This is a genomic window from Ruegeria sp. N10, assembly GCF_056531545.1.
Window position 1 is genome coordinate 16,989 of sequence record NZ_JBQFLY010000001.1, and the last position, 12,524, is coordinate 29,512.

At 58.0% G+C, this 12,524-nt stretch carries 15 protein-coding genes; 3 read left to right on the forward strand and 12 right to left on the reverse strand.

All coding sequences use genetic code 11. From position 1 onward, the window contains the following. Nucleotides 1-2: 2 nt before the first annotated feature. The 8 genes from ACR0JI_RS00080 to ACR0JI_RS00115 form a co-directional block, all read right to left on the reverse strand. The gene (locus ACR0JI_RS00080; RefSeq protein WP_480492871.1) at nucleotides 3-2,204 is read right to left on the reverse strand and encodes a 3-hydroxyacyl-CoA dehydrogenase NAD-binding domain-containing protein; all 2,202 of its coding nucleotides are present in this window, start codon (nucleotides 2,202-2,204) and stop codon (nucleotides 3-5) included. Continuing rightward, complete coding sequence (locus tag ACR0JI_RS00085; protein ID WP_480492872.1) at nucleotides 2,197-2,685, reverse strand: cupin domain-containing protein; 489 nt, start codon at nucleotides 2,683-2,685, stop codon at nucleotides 2,197-2,199. The genes ACR0JI_RS00080 and ACR0JI_RS00085 overlap by 8 nt, the downstream gene beginning before the upstream one ends. Continuing rightward, nucleotides 2,685-3,896, reverse strand: coding sequence for an acetyl-CoA C-acetyltransferase (locus ACR0JI_RS00090; protein WP_267364658.1), 1,212 nt, complete (start codon nucleotides 3,894-3,896; stop codon nucleotides 2,685-2,687). The genes ACR0JI_RS00085 and ACR0JI_RS00090 overlap by 1 nt, the downstream gene beginning before the upstream one ends. A gap of 11 nt (nucleotides 3,897-3,907) precedes the next feature. Continuing rightward, nucleotides 3,908-4,546: a glutathione S-transferase family protein gene (locus ACR0JI_RS00095; RefSeq protein WP_480473540.1), complete on the reverse strand. Its 639-nt coding sequence runs from the start codon at nucleotides 4,544-4,546 to the stop codon at nucleotides 3,908-3,910. A gap of 280 nt (nucleotides 4,547-4,826) precedes the next feature. Next, complete coding sequence (locus tag ACR0JI_RS00100) at nucleotides 4,827-5,039, reverse strand: hypothetical protein (RefSeq protein WP_209503252.1); 213 nt, start codon at nucleotides 5,037-5,039, stop codon at nucleotides 4,827-4,829. A gap of 55 nt (nucleotides 5,040-5,094) precedes the next feature. Then, nucleotides 5,095-6,876 carry an acyl-CoA dehydrogenase C-terminal domain-containing protein gene (locus ACR0JI_RS00105; protein ID WP_480473539.1) on the reverse strand — a complete coding sequence of 594 codons (1,782 nt, stop codon included), beginning with the start codon at nucleotides 6,874-6,876 and terminating at the stop codon, nucleotides 5,095-5,097. A gap of 42 nt (nucleotides 6,877-6,918) precedes the next feature. Beyond that, nucleotides 6,919-7,320 (reverse strand): MerR family transcriptional regulator, encoded by a 402-nt coding sequence (locus ACR0JI_RS00110; RefSeq protein ID WP_209503256.1) that lies wholly within the window; start codon nucleotides 7,318-7,320, stop codon nucleotides 6,919-6,921. 270 nt (nucleotides 7,321-7,590) lie between these two features. Beyond that, nucleotides 7,591-7,959 (reverse strand): MerR family transcriptional regulator, encoded by a 369-nt coding sequence (locus ACR0JI_RS00115; protein ID WP_480473538.1) that lies wholly within the window; start codon nucleotides 7,957-7,959, stop codon nucleotides 7,591-7,593. A gap of 115 nt (nucleotides 7,960-8,074) precedes the next feature. Here ACR0JI_RS00115 and ACR0JI_RS00120 point away from each other — a divergent pair, with 115 nt between their 5' ends. Genes ACR0JI_RS00120 through ACR0JI_RS00130 form a run of 3 tightly spaced genes read left to right on the forward strand, consistent with a single transcriptional unit; the run spans nucleotide 8,075 to nucleotide 10,333 of the window. Further along, on the forward strand, nucleotides 8,075-8,494 hold the full coding sequence (locus ACR0JI_RS00120) for a PaaI family thioesterase (RefSeq protein WP_480473537.1): 420 nt from the start codon (nucleotides 8,075-8,077) through the stop codon (nucleotides 8,492-8,494). 1 nt (nucleotide 8,495) lies between these two features. Beyond that, nucleotides 8,496-9,014 carry a PaaI family thioesterase gene (locus ACR0JI_RS00125; RefSeq protein WP_480473536.1) on the forward strand — a complete coding sequence of 173 codons (519 nt, stop codon included), beginning with the start codon at nucleotides 8,496-8,498 and terminating at the stop codon, nucleotides 9,012-9,014. A 2-nt stretch (nucleotides 9,015-9,016) separates the two neighbouring features. Then, entirely contained in the window at nucleotides 9,017-10,333 is a 1,317-nt protein-coding gene (locus ACR0JI_RS00130) for an MATE family efflux transporter (protein ID WP_480492873.1), read from the forward strand. Here the strand turns inward: ACR0JI_RS00130 and arsC are convergent. Genes arsC through ACR0JI_RS00150 form a run of 4 tightly spaced genes read right to left on the reverse strand, consistent with a single transcriptional unit; the run spans nucleotide 10,330 to nucleotide 12,489 of the window. Then, nucleotides 10,330-10,671: an arsenate reductase (glutaredoxin) gene (gene arsC, locus ACR0JI_RS00135; protein WP_480473534.1), complete on the reverse strand. Its 342-nt coding sequence runs from the start codon at nucleotides 10,669-10,671 to the stop codon at nucleotides 10,330-10,332. The two genes, ACR0JI_RS00130 and arsC, sit on opposite strands and share 4 nt — an antisense overlap. Then, nucleotides 10,668-11,726 (reverse strand): quinone-dependent dihydroorotate dehydrogenase, encoded by a 1,059-nt coding sequence (locus ACR0JI_RS00140; RefSeq protein ID WP_480492874.1) that lies wholly within the window; start codon nucleotides 11,724-11,726, stop codon nucleotides 10,668-10,670. Before ACR0JI_RS00140 ends, arsC begins: the two co-directional genes overlap by 4 nt. Then, entirely contained in the window at nucleotides 11,723-12,154 is a 432-nt protein-coding gene (locus ACR0JI_RS00145; protein ID WP_480492875.1) for a DUF1330 domain-containing protein, read from the reverse strand. The genes ACR0JI_RS00140 and ACR0JI_RS00145 overlap by 4 nt, the downstream gene beginning before the upstream one ends. Beyond that, on the reverse strand, nucleotides 12,151-12,489 hold the full coding sequence (locus tag ACR0JI_RS00150) for a DUF952 domain-containing protein (RefSeq protein ID WP_480473530.1): 339 nt from the start codon (nucleotides 12,487-12,489) through the stop codon (nucleotides 12,151-12,153). The genes ACR0JI_RS00145 and ACR0JI_RS00150 overlap by 4 nt, the downstream gene beginning before the upstream one ends. Nucleotides 12,490-12,524 lie beyond the last annotated feature (35 nt).

Consider the following 12,524-nt stretch of genomic DNA (forward strand, 5'->3'; position numbering starts at 1 on the left):
GATTAAGCGGCTTTTGCTTCGGGGTTGAAGCGACCGTAGAAGCTCTGACCTTTTTCAGCCATCTCGCGCAGCAGCGGCGGGCAGGCAAAGCGTTCGCCGTATGTCTCGGCCAATTGATCACAACGCTCGGCCGCATAGGGCGTGCCGATGATGTCCAGCCAGCTGAACGGACCACCCGACCACGGGGCAAACCCCCAGCCCAGAATTGCACCGACATCGCCCTCGCGGATGTCTTCCAGAACACCTTCTTCCAGTGCGCGGACCGCTTCCAGAACCTGAGCAAACATCAGACGTTCCTGCACTTCGATCAGGTCAGGCTGGTCATCGGCAAGCGGATACTTCTCTTGCAGGCCCTTCCAGTATTCGACGCGCTTGCCCTTTTCGTCATAGTCGAAGAAACCCGCGTTCGCCTTGCGACCCAGACGGCCCTGTTCTTCCATCCAGAAGATCAAATCGTCCGAGGGGCTTTCCGGATAGGCATCGCCCATCGCCGCCTTTGTCGCGCGGGCGATCTTGGCACCCAGATCAATCGAGGTTTCGTCGGTCAGCTGGATCGGACCGACCGGGAAACCCAATTGCCGCGCGGCGTTGTCGATCAAAATGGGGCTGACGCCTTCAGTGACCATGCGCGCACCTTCGTTGATGTATGGAATGATGCAGCGGTTTGCGTAGAAGAAACGCGCATCGTTGACCACGATCGGGGTCTTGCGGATCTGACGCACATAGTCCAGCGCCTTGGCCACCGCACGATCCCCGGTTTCCTTGCCCTTGATAATCTCGACCAGGAACATCTTCTCGACCGGTGAGAAGAAGTGGATGCCGATGAACTGGTCAGCCCGCACCGAGGCTTTGGCCAGATCGCTGATCGGCAGGGTCGAGGTGTTCGACGCAAAGATGCAGTCTTCGGGGATAATCGCCTCGACCTTCTTGGTCATCTCAGCCTTGACGCCCATGTCTTCAAAGACGGCTTCGATAATCAGGTCACACCCTTTCAGGTTGTCCAGATCCGGCGTCGCGGTGATGCGACCCAGCATGGCCTCTTTTTTCTCAGCCGTGACCTTGCCGCGCTTCATGCCTTTGTCGAGATAGGTATCGGTATAGGCTTTGCCTTTGTCCGCAGCCTCCTGGTCGCGGTCGATCAGAACCACTTCCATACCGGCCTGCGCCGAAACCAGGGCGATACCAGCCCCCATCATGCCCGCGCCCAGAACACCGATCTTCTTGACCGACTGATCCGGGACACCGGCGGGGCGCACGGCGCCTTTTTCCAGCGCTTCCTTGTTCAGGAACAGCGACCGGATCATCGCACCTGACGAAGGGTTCATCAGCACGGACGTGAACCAGCGCGCTTCGATTTTCAGCGCGGTGTCGAAATCCACCAGAGCGCCTTCGTAAACCGCGCTCAGCAGAGCCTTGGCTGCCGGGAAAGCCCCTTGGGTCTTGCCGTTCACCATCGCCGACGCGCCAACGAAGTTCATGAAGCCCGCAGGATGATAGGGGGCGCCACCGGGCATCTTATAACCCTTCGCGTCCCATGGCTTGACCAGATCGGCGTCCTTGGCGTTCAGCACCCATTCCTTAGCCGCTGTCATTGGATCGGCTGCAATTTCGTCGACATAGCCTGCGCCCTTGGCTTTCTTGACGTCCAGCATCTTGCCTTCCAGCAACAGCGGTGCCGCCGCAATGGCGCCAACTTTGCGGACCATGCGGGTGGTGCCGCCCGCACCGGGGAAGATGCCGACCATGATCTCGGGCAGGCCGTACTTCGCCTTTGGGTTTTCAGCCGCGAAGATACGATGGGTGGACAGCGGCAGTTCCATACCGATGCCCGCAGCGGTCCCCGGCAGAACTGTAGCAATCGGCTTGCCACCTTTCTTGTTCTTGGGGTCCATGCCAGCCAGTTCGATCTTGCGCAACAGGGCGTGCATTTTCATCGTTCCCTCGAACAGACCCTTGGCCGGATTGTCGCCCGCCTGTTCTTTCATCACCGCCAGCAGGTTCAGATCCATGCCGCCCGCAAATGACCCTTCCTTGCCCGAAGTAACGATGATGCCTTTCACCTCATCGTCGGCCAGCGCCTGATCGATGCAATCGCTCAATTCTGCTAGCCCATCAAAGGACATCACGTTCATGGTCTTCCCGGGCACGTCCCAGGTGATCGTGGCGACGCCGTCTGCGTCTTTGCTCAGAGTGAAATCAGTCATTGTCATCTCCAATCTGGTCAGCCGTCAGCGGGCTGCCATCTTTGCGTGTGAAGGAGAATCCGTTCTCATCAACCTTCACCATCATGTCCATGTCGCTGTAATAGCCGGTCTCGGTCGGGGTCCGTGTGCCCACCACCAGAAAGGTCATGGGCGCATCGGTCTTGTTCACAAGATGATGGCCGTTGGCCTCACCTGCGGGCCAGGCAGCGCAATCGCCGGGCTGCATCTCGTGCTCGCCATCATCATCGACCAGCGTGCACGAGCCGGTGAGGATGATGGCAAACTCGTCCTGCTTCATGTGGTAATGGCGCAGCGAGGACAGGCCCTGCGGTTCCAGCCGCACGATGTTGACCCCGTATTGGGTCAGCCCGCCCGCATCGCCCACCCGCTGCGCGAAGCGACCTGCGGTCGCTTCGGCCAGCTTGCCGGGATAGGCCGAGCCGCCCTGAAACGGGATCTGAGAAAGATCCAGCTTGGGCATCAGACGCGCTCGATAATGGTTGCCGCACCCATGCCGGATGCAATGCAAAGCGTGGCCAGACCGGTTTCCTTGTCCTGACGCTCAAGCTCATCCAGCAGCGTACCGATGATCATCGCACCCGTGGCACCCAGCGGGTGACCCATCGCGATCGAGCCACCGTTGACGTTGACCAGTGCAGGATCGACATCAAATGCCTGCTGGAAACGCAGCACGACCGAGGCGAAGGCTTCGTTCACTTCAAACAGGTCCAGATCGCTGATCTTCATGCCATTGTCGGCCAAAATCTTCTCGGTCACCGGTACCGGGCCGGTCAGCATAATGGTTGGATCGGTGCCAATCTTGGCGGTGGCCTTGATGCGAGCACGCGGCTTGAGGCCGTATTTCTCGCCAAATTCCTTGTTGCCGATCAGAACAGCAGCGGCTCCGTCCACGATGCCCGAGCTGTTGCCTGCATGGTGGATGTGGTTTACGCGTTCAAGATGGGGGTATTTCAGCATCGCAACCTTGTCGAAGCCAGGCATCTGTTCGCCCATCATTGCGAATGACGGGTTCAAAGCGCCGAGGCTCTGCATATCGGTGCCCGGACGCATGTATTCATCGCGGTCCAGAATGGTCAGACCGTTTTGATCCTTGACGGTGATCACGGATTTCTCAAACCGGTTGTCGGCCCAGGCTTCCGCAGCACGTCTTTGCGATTCAACCGCCAGCGCATCCGCGTCATCACGGGTAAAGCCATACTCGGTCGCGATGATGTCGGCCGAGATGCCCTGAGGCACGAAATAGGTCTCCATCGCCAGCGAGGGGTCAACGGCGATTGCTGCACCGTCGCTGCCCATGGCCACGCGACCCATCATCTCGACACCGCCTGCAATGTAGGCATCGCCCGCGCCGCCTTTCACCTGGTTTGCGGCCAGGTTCACGGCTTCCATGCCCGAGGCGCAGAAACGGTTGATCGCCAGACCTGGGATCGACTGGTCGAGGTCGGACGCCAGAACGGCCGAGCGCGCCAGACAGCCGCCTTGCTCCATCACTTGCGTGACGTTTCCCCAGATCACGTCTTCGACGGCGTGACCTTCCAGGTTGTTGCGCTCTTTCATCGCGTTCAGGGTCAGGGCGGACAGGCGCACCGAGGTTACCTCGTGCAGGCTGCCATCCTTGCGGCCCTTGCCGCGCGGCGTGCGCAGGGCGTCATAAATATAGGCTTCGGTCATGGGTCTTCTCCTCAAGCTCGATCCGACGGGTTGCCGGGCATCAGGTCATAGGGGTGTTTCCAGCCGGGCTGTTCGGACAAGCGGGTCAGCCAAGCGTCGATATGGGGCCAGTCGGCACGGTCAAAGCCAAATGGTTCAGGGTAATACAGATAACCACAGCAGCTAAGGTCGGCGTTGGTCACACCATCACCAACGATCCAGTCGCGGCCGTCCAGGTGGTTGTTCAGGATCTCATAAGCTGCCTTCAAACGCCCTTTATTGAATGCAATGACATCAGGGTTGCGGTGCTGCTCGGGTAGGAAATTGATCAGGAACCGCGTCAAACCAGCCATGGAGCTGAGTTTGTGATTGTCCCACAAGACCCAACGCAGAATATCGTAGTTTTCTTCCCGGTCCTTGCCACCGAACTTGCCGGATTTCTCTGTGACATAGGCTTGAATTGCACCGGATTGGCTGGTGCGAAAATCTCCATCGACCAGAACAGGCGCTTCACCCAACTCGTTTACGTCAGCACGATATTCCGGCGTGCGGGTTACGCCTTTGAAGAAATCGACAAAGACAGGTTCCCACTCCAAACCGGACATTTCCAGAGCCAAAGCAGCTTTGTAGCTGTTTCCACTTTCTCCGAAGCAATGAAGTTTGATGGTCATGTGCTCGCCCCTCCCAAGGCGCATGTGGCTAGGTTGGATTTGAGTATTTTTGAAAAGATGAAGGACTGCCGGTAACCTTAAATCAACCATCTTCGTTTCAAGTGGTCGTGCGGGACAGGCTGGAGAGCCGATGACCGCAAAAGGTGAAAGTCGTTCCTGTCCTGATGGCGAGTGCGCCCGGTGGCAGGGACGCATCGCCGCTTCATCTTTTCACAAATACTCCCGCCGGAGGCGTCCGGCATTCAAGTTAGCGTCGCCGTTGAGTTTTCTTTGCAGCAGCTCATCTTTTCCGTGCCTCAAGTTCGGAATTGAAGATGCGCAGGCGGTGGGTCAGGTTCTCCTCATCAATCACGCTGTTGAAATTCTCGAACAAGAAAGACAGCGCCTCGCCTTCGTCCAGACCAGCATCCCGCGCGAACGCTTTGAGTTTGCGATACCCATCTTCAGTCATCGCAACCGGAAAGCGGCGGGTCAGGCGAAAACGTTTTGGCATTTGGTCTCCTCCGGTAAGCTGGGTCCGGGCGGTGTTGCCCAGACCCAGACTGAGTTCAGAAGTTCGCCGCGTCTAGTGCCATTACCGTGTCCGCACCGGTCTGAATGCGCGCAAGATGCATCGCTGTCGCTGGCAGGCGGCGCGCCATGTAGAAGCGACCGGTGTTGATCTTGGTCTCGTAGAACTCTTTGTCCGACGCATTACTGTCCAGAGCGTGCTGCGCGGCCTTGGCCATCTGCGCCCACATCAGGCCCAGGCAAACATGGCCGAACATGTGCATGAAGTCATAGGACCCGGAAAGTGCGTTATTCGGGTTCTTCATGCCTTCCTGCATGAAATACATGCCTGCGGCCTGAAGATCCTTGGACGCAGCTTTCAGCGGCTCAATGAACGCCTTGTTGTAAGCTTCGTTCTGGCCCGCGTTATCCTTGCAGAAGCTTTTGACCATCTCGAAGAAGGCCATGACGTGTTTGCCGCCATCCTGCGCCAGTTTGCGACCCACAAGGTCAAGCGCCTGAACGCCATTTGCGCCTTCGTAGATCATCGCGATGCGGGCGTCGCGGGTGTATTGTGACATACCCCATTCTTCGATGTAGCCATGGCCACCATAGACCTGCTGCGCCTGAACGGTCATGTCGTAACCTTCGTCGGTCAGGAAGCCTTTGATGACCGGAGTCAGCAACGAGATCAGCCCGTCTGCATCCTTGTCTCCCGCGCGGTGCGCCTTGTCGATCATTGTCGCGCCCCAAAGGATGAACGCGCGTGCGCCTTCGGTAAAGCTTTTCTGATCCATCAGGTTGCGACGGATGTCAGGATGCACGATCAGAGGATCGGCCGGACCATCCGGATTTTTGACACCGGTCACATCGCGACCCTGCAAACGGTCTTTGGCGTATTCCAGAGCGTTCTGATAGGCCGCTTCGGCTTGCGACAGGCCCTGCATGCCCACACCCAGACGCGCTTCGTTCATCATGGTGAACATGGCGCGCATGCCCTTGTGCTCTTCGCCCAGCAGCCAGCCGGTGGCTTCGTCATAGTTCATGACGCAGGTCGAGTTGCCGTGGATGCCCATTTTCTCTTCGATCTTTCCGACCGATACGCCGTTGCGTTCGCCCAGGCTGCCGTCTTCGTTCACAAGGAACTTGGGCACAATGAACAGCGACACGCCTTTGATGCCCTCGGGGCCACCTGGGATCTTGGCCAGCACCAGGTGGACGATGTTGTTAGCCATGTCGTGGTCGCCAGCCGAGATAAAGATCTTCTGGCCGGAAATCTTGTAGCTGCCATCACCTTGCGGTTCTGCCTTGGTGCGCATCAGGCCCAGATCGGTGCCACAATGCGGTTCGGTCAGGTTCATGGTGCCGGTCCATTCACAGCTGACCATGTTGGGCAGGTATTTGTTCTTCTGCTCGTCTGTCCCGTGCGCCAGAATGGCCGAGGCCGCGCCATGGGTCAGGCCCTGATACATGGTGAAAGCCTGGTTGGAGCCCGAGAACATCTCACCTACGGCTGTGCCGATCACGTAGGGCATGTTCTGGCCACCATACTCTTCCGGCATGTCGAGGCCAGTCCAGCCACCTTCCTTCATCTGCTCGAAGGCGTCTTTGAACCCGGTAGGGGTGTACACAATACCGTTTTCCAACCGGCACCCTTCGGTGTCGCCGACAACGTTCAAAGGATGCAGGACGTTGGTGGCAACCTTGCCTGCTTCTTCCAGAACTGCGCCGGTGAATTCGGCTTCTAGTTCGTCATAGCCGGGGATATCCGACTGCGAGACTTTCAGAACATCGTGCAGAATGAACTGCATGTCTTTGGTTGGCGCGTTGTAAACGGGCATGTGAAACTCCCTTAATTCATATGTCCGGAAGGCAGGGCGAGGTTACTCGGCCGCCTTCTTTTCCTGTTTCATTGAGGCGATGACTTTCTCGCCCCAGCGCAACTGCTCTTTCAGATCGTCGATGGCCTGCGTCAGCTCTTCGCGGCGCGATTCCATGTCGGCCAGACGCTCGCACGCGATTTCATATGTGCGATTCATCTGGGTGACCTGTTGGTCGCCCACATGGTAGAGATCCAGCAGCTGTCGAATTTCCTCGAGGCTGAACCCGAATCTTTTGCCGCGCAGGATCAGCTTCAGCCGCGCCCGGTCACGTTTGGTGAACAGACGTTTTTGGCCTTCGCGGATCGGGAACAGCAGTTCCTTTGCCTCGTAGAACCGCAAGGTGCGTGGTGTGACATCATAGGTCTCGCACATCTCGCGAATGGTCATCACATCTTCGGTCATTCGTCATACTCTCGTCACTGGCGTCATGAGACATGAATTGCGCAGTTGGTGGGCGCTTTACAACATGTGAGTGACGTTTACGTAATCCAGACGCTGCGTCACTTTTAAGTTGACGTAACATCCGTGCACGTAAGCAGCTTCCGGCGTAATTTTGTTACCGTTACGTCAACTAATTTCCGGCATGAATAAACGGGTGCCTTGAAGGGGATGCGCACCGGTTTTGACAGGTTCTGCCACCTGCAATGCTTAGTTATGAAATATCGGAAAAGGTTATTCCAGCGACTTGGCCGTTTGGTTGCGCAGGCTTTTGAGTTCGTCCATTGCCTCATCCAGCTGCTGGCGCTGCTGCTGAAGCTCACTCATCTGGCGGTCCGCCATTTCGACAAAGGTGGCCATCTGGGCCTCGTTTCCCTGATCTTCATAGATCAGTAGCCATTGGCGAATCTCTTCTAGAGGAAAACCAAACTTTCGGCCGCGCATGATCAGTTTCATCCGCGCGCATTCCCGGGCCCCATAAAAGCGCGAACGCCCTTCGCGGTCCGGTTGCAAAAGCTCGATATATTCGTAGTAGCGCAAGGTGCGCGGTGTCACGTCAAACTCGGCGCACATTTCTTTGAATGACAAACGGTTGTTGGACATTCCCGGTCTCCTCGTCAGCAACCTAGGCGGTCCCGATCCCAAGCGCAACAGGCAGGCTTGCTCTTTACCGGAACACCGGCTCATAAAGGCGGTGCAGAGAACAGGACGCATACCCATGGTCGATAAGACAGTTTTAGCCCGCCAGTTTATCGAGGCGATCCCCCATGCGCGGGCATTGAACCTTACGCTCACGCAGATCGGCGAAGGTGAGGCTGAGATAACCTTGCCCTACAACGAAGACCTGATCGGGGATCCGCGCACAGGGGTGATACATGGGGGGGCGATATCCACGATTCTGGACACCTGTTGTGGTGCTGCGGTGATGAGCCACCCATCGGCCCCCGGAGGAACCGCAACAATCGATCTGCGGATAGACTATATGCGCGCGGCGACGCCAGGTCAGACGATTACTGCGCACGCCGTCTGTCACCATATCACGCGAAACGTTGCCTTCGTGCGGGCCACCGCAATGGACAACGACACGGACCTGCCGGTGGCGACTGCCTCGGGCTCTTTTACGGTTGAAGGGAAGTAATATGCCAAGACCTCGTCCCGAGCCGATGCAGGTGGTCAAGCAGCGCCGCGATGCAGCCCTGCGTGCGCTTGTCGACGGCGTACCGTATATACGTTTTCTGAACATCAGTTTTGACAGGCGCGGGGATGAACTGACCGGCGTTTTAAATTTCGATGACAAGCTGATCGGCAATCCGTTTCTGCCTGCAATTCATGGCGGCGTGACGGCTGCCTTTTTGGAAGTGACAGCCGTTATCACGCTGAGCTGGGAACACATATTCCCAAGTATAGAAAACGGTGAGATCGATGCAGATGCCATCGTGTCAGACGAAAGCATCCGGTTTCCGAAGACGATCGACTTTACCGTCGACTATCTGCGTTCCGGCTTGCCGCGAGACGCCTATGCGCGGGCGTTTATCAGCCGGTCCGGGCGGCGTTACGCCTCGGTACGGGTTGAAGCCTGGCAGGACAATCATGCGAAACTGTTTGCGCAGGCCTCGGGGCATTTCTTGATGCCGCAACCAGCCAGAGACAAGAGCTGACCATGCAGGACGCCTCGGCGCCCATCACGCATGGACGGGTGCTGAAGATCGCGGTGCCGATTGTCCTGTCGAACGCCACGGTCCCGATTCTGGGGGCAGTGGATACCGGTGTTGTCGGTCAGTTAGGGCAGGCTGCGCCTATCGGGGCGGTCGGGATCGGCGCAGTTATCCTGTCAACGATCTACTGGATCTTCGGCTTCTTGCGGATGGGAACCACCGGGATGGCGGCGCAGGCACGCGGGGCAGGCGACGCTGTTGAAACCCGCGCTTTGCTGATGCGTGGTCTGATGCTTGGCGGCGCGGCCGGGTTGTTCTTTATTTTCACCCAAGTGGCTGTGTTCGCGGGTGCGTTCGCTTTATCTCCGGCAAGTCCCGAGGTCGAAACGCTGGCCCACGCCTATCTTGAGATTCGAATTTGGGGCGCGCCTGCCACTATCGCGCTTTATGCGGTTACCGGATGGTTGATTGCGGTTGAACGCACGCGTGGGGTTTTTGTTCTTCAGGTCTGGATGAACGGATTGAACATCGTTCTGGACCTGTGGTTCGTGCTTGGTCTCGGCTGGGGTGTCGAAGGGGTTGCCATAGCCACTTTGATTGCGGAATGGACGGGTCTGGCGCTGGGCCTTTGGCTGTGTCGGGACGGGTTCGAAGACGGAATCTGGCGTGACTGGGCCCGCGTATTTGATGCCGTTCGGCTGCAACGGATGTTGCAGGTCAACGGCGATATTATGATCCGGTCGGTTTTGCTAACCGGATCCTTCACGACCTTTCTTTTCGTCGGTTCCGATCTGGGTGATGTCAATCTGGCGGCCAATCAGGTCTTGCTTCAGTTTCTAGAAATCACAGCTTTTGCGCTGGACGGGTTCGCCTTTTCCGCCGAGGCGCTGGTCGGAAGCGCGGTGGGTGCCAGAGACAGGTATCAGGTGCGCCGCGCGTCCGTCATGACTTCGCAATGGGGTGTTGGCGGTGCCCTGTTACTGGGTGTGGTTTTCTTTGTCGCCGGACCGGCGTTGATCGACCTCATGTCAACATCGCCGCAGGTGCGCGAGGCCGGGCGCGAGTTTCTTATCTGGGCCGCGTTGGCACCCGTTATCGGCGTGGCAAGCTGGATGTTTGACGGCATCTACATAGGTGCTACATGGACCCGCGCCATGCGTAGCGCGATGTTCCAATCGGTCGCTATCTATCTGGTTGCGCTGTTCATTCTGGTGCCAAGTTTCGGAAACCACGGCCTGTGGGCCGCGTTGATGGTGCTTAATATAGCACGTGGCGTGACATTGGGATGGCGCTATCCCAAGCTCGAGGCGCAGGTGGCCTAGAGCAGCGCAAGAAGGTTTTCCGGCGGACGCCCTATGGCGGCCTTATCCCCCGCAATTGCAAGCGGACGCTCAATCAGGATCGGGTTTTCAGCCATGGCCCGGATCAGGGCGTCGTCTGGCGAAGCCTTTGTCAGCCCCAGTTCCTTGAACCGAGATTCTCCGGTACGAATCATCTCAACGGGCGAAAGCCCCAAGGCGGATTGTGCCGCTCGCAGCTCATCGATTGATGGTGCATCCTCAAGATATTTGCGCACCGTGACCCGTGCGCCATTCTCTTCCAGTAATGCAAGACCCGCGCGGGATTTTGAACAGCGCGGGTTGTGCCAATATTCGATCATAGCCAGTCCTCTCGTTTGCTGCCGACGGCTTGGGCTACATTCTCAAAGCCGTCGCGGGCCAGTAGTTCATCCAGCCCGTTCGCAATGTCCGCCGCCAGAGAAATGCCGCCATACACCATCGCCGTATAGAACTGCACAGCAGATGCCCCGGCGCAGATCTTGGCATAGGCCTGTTCCGCATTGCTGATGCCACCGACGCCGATCAGGGGAATGTCACCCCCGGTCAACTGGCTGAGCCGCGCCAGAACACGTGTTGATTTCTCGAACAGCGGTGCGCCGGACAGCCCGCCGGTTTCACCTTTGTGCGAACTGCGCAGCCGGTCGCGTGACAGGGTGGTGTTGGTGGCGATCACGGCATCCACACGGGTCTCGCGCGCAACCTCCGCAATGTCCTGCAACTCGGCATCGGTCAGGTCCGGCGCGATTTTCAGGAAGATGGGCAGCGGACGAGGCAGCGCATCCCGGGTTTCAATCACACCGTTCAAAAGTGCGCTCAGCGCTGCTTTGCCCTGCAAATCCCGCAGCTTTTCCGTATTCGGGGATGACACGTTGACCGTGGCAAAATCCAGATGCGCGGCACAATGCGCCAGCACCTTGACGAAATCACCCGCGCGATCCTCGCTGTCCTTGTTAGCGCCCAGATTCAGGCCGATCACCCCATTCTTGGGGCGATCAGCAAGCCGTTTTGCCATCACCTCCATGCCTTCGTTGTTGAAGCCAAAACGGTTGATCGCCGCTTTGTCCTCGGTCAGGCGAAATAGGCGGGGTTTGGGGTTTCCCGGTTGGGGGCGCGGTGTGACGGCGCCGACTTCGATGAAGCCGAATCCTGCGCGTGACAGCGGCGTCAGAACCTCACCGTTCTTGTCGAAGCCCGCGGCCAATCCTACCGGGTTAGGCAGGTCCAAACCTGCAAGGCTGGTTTTCAGACGCGGTGTTGTCACCGGCCCCGGCGCAGGCGCAAGCCCCGCCTTCAAAGCCCTGATCGACATCCCGTGGGCGGTTTCGGGGTCCATGCAGTGCAGGGCTGCAAGCCCGAATTTCTCGGTCAGTTTCATCCGAACGCTTTCCCGCTTTTGCTTGATCCGCACCGGATCAGGCGCGAGGTTTCTACCGCAGCCTGCCGATGGACCACCGCTGCCCGGTACACCGGGTCAGTCACCATTTCAAGAAACGCATATGCAGTCGGATAGCGTGCGATAAAGACGGCATCCCATACCTCATCAGCCGGTCCGATCAGAGTCGTTTCAAATACACCCCGCCACAGGATGCTTGCCCCGATACGGCCAATGATTGCGGCGGTTTCAGTCCCGTATTTCTGATAGGCCTGCGCCCCGGTCAGCCCTGCGCCGGCCAATTCATGCGAACTGGGATACTGCGCCTCGGCGCGGAACTTCACTAGATTGAGCATCTCGATCGGCTGGTCGCGGTCCAGGGCCTTGAACGCCTCGAACTGGGCGCGATCCGGATCGACATAGGATGTCATGCCATGTCCTCGGGAAACCGATGTGCCGTACCGACAAAAGGCAGCGGACGCGCCCAGACAACATCGCTTAACCTGATCTGACGATACAGATGCGGAAACAGGGCGTTTCCTCGCGACACTTCCCATTTCAGGTCATCGCCCATGGCGTCGGCATCACATGCCAACAGTGTAAGCCCTTCAACGCCGGCAAAATGCTTGGCGGCGGTTTCAGCCGCTTGTTCAGCGGTGGAAAAGTGAACAAACCCGTCTGACACGTCAATGGGTGCTCCGTCTGTGGCGCCCAGACTTTGCAGTTCAGCCCATTCGTCGGTTCGGAAAATCTTGTAGATCAGCATGATGACCTGATGCCCCGCACGGCGCTTGGAATCAA

What these genes read in the sequence shown, in the direction of transcription:
- ACR0JI_RS00105 (WP_480473539.1), bottom strand. Translation starts at nt 6,876, where the DNA reads ATGCCCGTTTACAACGCGCCAACCAAAGACATGCAGTTCATTCTGCAC.
- ACR0JI_RS00095 (WP_480473540.1), bottom strand. Translation starts at nt 4,546, where the DNA reads ATGACCATCAAACTTCATTGCTTCGGAGAAAGTGGAAACAGCTACAAA.
- ACR0JI_RS00120 (WP_480473537.1), top strand. Translation starts at nt 8,075, where the DNA reads ATGGTCGATAAGACAGTTTTAGCCCGCCAGTTTATCGAGGCGATCCCC.
- ACR0JI_RS00150 (WP_480473530.1), bottom strand. Translation starts at nt 12,489, where the DNA reads ATGCTGATCTACAAGATTTTCCGAACCGACGAATGGGCTGAACTGCAA.
- ACR0JI_RS00100 (WP_209503252.1), bottom strand. Translation starts at nt 5,039, where the DNA reads ATGCCAAAACGTTTTCGCCTGACCCGCCGCTTTCCGGTTGCGATGACT.
- ACR0JI_RS00115 (WP_480473538.1), bottom strand. Translation starts at nt 7,959, where the DNA reads ATGTCCAACAACCGTTTGTCATTCAAAGAAATGTGCGCCGAGTTTGAC.
- ACR0JI_RS00140 (WP_480492874.1), bottom strand. Translation starts at nt 11,726, where the DNA reads ATGAAACTGACCGAGAAATTCGGGCTTGCAGCCCTGCACTGCATGGAC.
- ACR0JI_RS00085 (WP_480492872.1), bottom strand. Translation starts at nt 2,685, where the DNA reads ATGCCCAAGCTGGATCTTTCTCAGATCCCGTTTCAGGGCGGCTCGGCC.
- ACR0JI_RS00080 (WP_480492871.1), bottom strand. Translation starts at nt 2,204, where the DNA reads ATGACTGATTTCACTCTGAGCAAAGACGCAGACGGCGTCGCCACGATC.
- ACR0JI_RS00145 (WP_480492875.1), bottom strand. Translation starts at nt 12,154, where the DNA reads ATGACATCCTATGTCGATCCGGATCGCGCCCAGTTCGAGGCGTTCAAG.
- ACR0JI_RS00130 (WP_480492873.1), top strand. Translation starts at nt 9,017, where the DNA reads ATGCAGGACGCCTCGGCGCCCATCACGCATGGACGGGTGCTGAAGATC.
- ACR0JI_RS00110 (WP_209503256.1), bottom strand. Translation starts at nt 7,320, where the DNA reads ATGACCGAAGATGTGATGACCATTCGCGAGATGTGCGAGACCTATGAT.
- ACR0JI_RS00125 (WP_480473536.1), top strand. Translation starts at nt 8,496, where the DNA reads ATGCCAAGACCTCGTCCCGAGCCGATGCAGGTGGTCAAGCAGCGCCGC.
- arsC (WP_480473534.1), bottom strand. Translation starts at nt 10,671, where the DNA reads ATGATCGAATATTGGCACAACCCGCGCTGTTCAAAATCCCGCGCGGGT.
- ACR0JI_RS00090 (WP_267364658.1), bottom strand. Translation starts at nt 3,896, where the DNA reads ATGACCGAAGCCTATATTTATGACGCCCTGCGCACGCCGCGCGGCAAG.